The following is a 2,344-nucleotide window of genomic DNA, read 5'->3' on the forward strand; positions in this document are numbered from 1 at the left end:
AAAGACGCGGGTAGCGCGAGGCGAAGAGGAACTCAAGGCGCTGGCGGAGTCGCTTCCCAGGGGCATCGATCCCGTCCAGCTCGGGAGTCGGGTCGGGCGGAGGCTGGAGCGACTCAAAGCTCACAAATACTTCCTCTACGGGATCGACGGAACAGGAAGCTTCTTTTGGAAACGCAATGAGGAGGCGATCCGGGAGGAAGCATCGCTCGACGGCTGGTATCTTTTGCAGACCAATCTCCCTGCGGAACAAGCAGCTCCCGAGACGGTGCTCCGTCATTACAAAGGTCTTGCCGCCGTCGAATCGGCCTTCTCCGATCTGAAAAGCTCGCTTGAGGTCCGCCCCGTCTATCACTGGCGCCCCGATCGGGTCCGCAACCATGTTCGGATCTGCTTCCTGGCCTACTGGCTGACTGCCAAGCTTTCCCAGGAATGGAAGAAGCTTGGGGTGACCGAAGACGTTCCTCGGATCCTCCAGCAACTCCAGTCGATCCGAGTCGGCACCCTTTACGCCGCGGGCAAGGACTTAGGAAGGCGTCTTGCCCACATCCCGAAGCCGCTGGAAATCTGGATCGACCGACTCGGCATCCGCTCTCTCTTCCGAAATCCGCCGGCCTGGGCGACAGCGTAGCCATAAAGAAAAAGCCGGTTGTTCTCTCGCAACCACTTACGATTTTTGGCCCGGAAGTTCGGATAGCCGTCATCGACGTTGGCCTCGGGCTTCCGCGCGGCGCACCCGCCCCTCGGCATTTGCGTGGCAACAATTGGCGTGACCATCGGGCCGCCGATGGATCCCGGGCTCTAACCGCACGAGCTACGAGGGCTGCAGACGTGGGCGCTGAGCGGCGGCGCCGTGTCCAGCGTGATCAGCCTTGCTCAACCTGCTCCTGAGTCAGCACCTCAAAGCGCGCGAGATTGGCGACGCCAAAGGCGGTCGACATCGCAACGTCCGCAGCGTCACGACCGCGTCCCATGACAATGCGGCCGATGCGGGGATGGTTGTGACGTGCGTCTTTCGTGTACCAGCGCCCCGCCAGAAAGACCTCGAACCAGGCGCTGAAATCCATTGGATTGATGTCGACCGGAACGCCGATGTCGCCGAGATACCCGGTGCAATAGCGGGCGGGAACGTTCATGCAGCGGCAGAGCGCAACGGCGAGATGGGCGAAGTCGCGGCAGACGCCTATGCCGTCCTGCATGGAATCGCTGGCGCAGCGGGTCGGGCGCGCATCCGGGTAGCTGAAGCGGATTTTCGCGTGAACGAAATCGCAGATCGCCTGCACGACCCTGGCGCCGCCAGCCAAGTTTCCGAACCGCGACCAGGCAAAGTCGGCGAGCTTGTCGCTGTCGCAATACCGGCTCGAGACCAGGAACAGCAGCACGTCGTCGGGAAGGTCTGCGATGGGCGTCGTCCACACATCCGGCGGCGCCTCGTCTGGCTCGCCAGAGTCATGAATGACGAAGCGATTGGAGAATGTGACGAGGCCGGCGGGAGCCTCGACGCGCGTGACGCGATTACCGAAAAGATCGACATAGGAGCGCATCGCAAGAGGAGGATTGGAGTTGATCCTGTCGGGCGTGAGCAGGTCAGCGTCACGAGTGGGGTGGACGTTGAGCTGAAGGAGCATCGGCGTCTGGGCCGGACATTCAAATGCGATGTCGAATCCCGCTTCGATCAGCATTGGGCGATCCTCTCGCTGTCGCAGTCAAGGGCGCATGGCGGAAACGATGTGCGCCGCACGAACGCGGGCGCGGTTTCAGAAAACCTCATGTCTCCTCGTCAACGCAACGCAAACATTGTGCCGAGAAGTTCTTGTAGGGGAAGACGTCGGACATCGCCGGACAACGACCACTTCCACGTCGTACTCTGGGTCGCCGAAAGGCCGAGGAGCTATCGCCGATTTTTGGTGATGGCATGAAGGATCAGGCGGCGGCGGTTTGGATTGAAGGTCGCCTGGCTTGGCGATGACCTCGCACCCGTCGGTGAACTTCACACCTCGAATGATCTTTGGCAACTGGTTGTGGCCGTCGAGGCGGCGCCAGGTCTTCTGCGCGGCGGCGACCAGCTTGAACACCATTGCCAACGCGGTCTTGTTCGAGAGGCATCCCTTCGACCGGATCGGGCTGTGCCGGACGGTGGCGACGGTGCTTTCGATCGGGTTCGACGTGCGCAGATATTTCCAATGTTCGGCCGGAAAGTCGTAGAAGGCGAGCAGCGGCTCGCGGTCCTTCTTCAGGCATTCGGCGGCCTTGTCGTATTGGACGGCGTAGGTGTCAGGTCCCGTATGATTGCGTGCTGATTTTTGGAAGAGCTGCGGATGGGATTGTTGCCATGTTTTGAGGGCCT

The 2,344-nt window shown here is 61.2% G+C and carries 2 protein-coding genes and 1 pseudogene; 1 reads left to right on the top strand and 2 read right to left on the bottom strand.

Annotation, left to right across the window (positions count from 1 at the left end):
- Positions 1-628 (top strand): IS1634 family transposase (locus tag MAMT_RS11195; RefSeq protein WP_142661106.1); only part of this gene is annotated, 628 nt, incomplete at its 5' end.
- A 235-nt stretch (positions 629-863) separates the two neighbouring features.
- Here the strand turns inward: MAMT_RS11195 and MAMT_RS11200 are convergent.
- Positions 864-1,679 carry a transglutaminase-like domain-containing protein gene (locus MAMT_RS11200; RefSeq protein ID WP_142661107.1) on the bottom strand — a complete coding sequence of 272 codons (816 nt, stop codon included), beginning with the start codon at positions 1,677-1,679 and terminating at the stop codon, positions 864-866.
- Positions 1,680-1,940: 261 nt separating this feature from the next.
- A pseudogene (locus MAMT_RS11205) lies at positions 1,941-2,344 on the bottom strand (transposase); the annotation flags it as partial.

The organism is Methylacidimicrobium tartarophylax, assembly GCF_902143375.2.
GTDB classification, from domain to species: Bacteria; Verrucomicrobiota; Verrucomicrobiia; order Methylacidiphilales; family Methylacidiphilaceae; genus Methylacidimicrobium; species Methylacidimicrobium tartarophylax.

What these genes read in the sequence shown, in the direction of transcription:
- MAMT_RS11200 (WP_142661107.1), bottom strand. Translation starts at nt 1,679, where the DNA reads ATGCTGATCGAAGCGGGATTCGACATCGCATTTGAATGTCCGGCCCAG.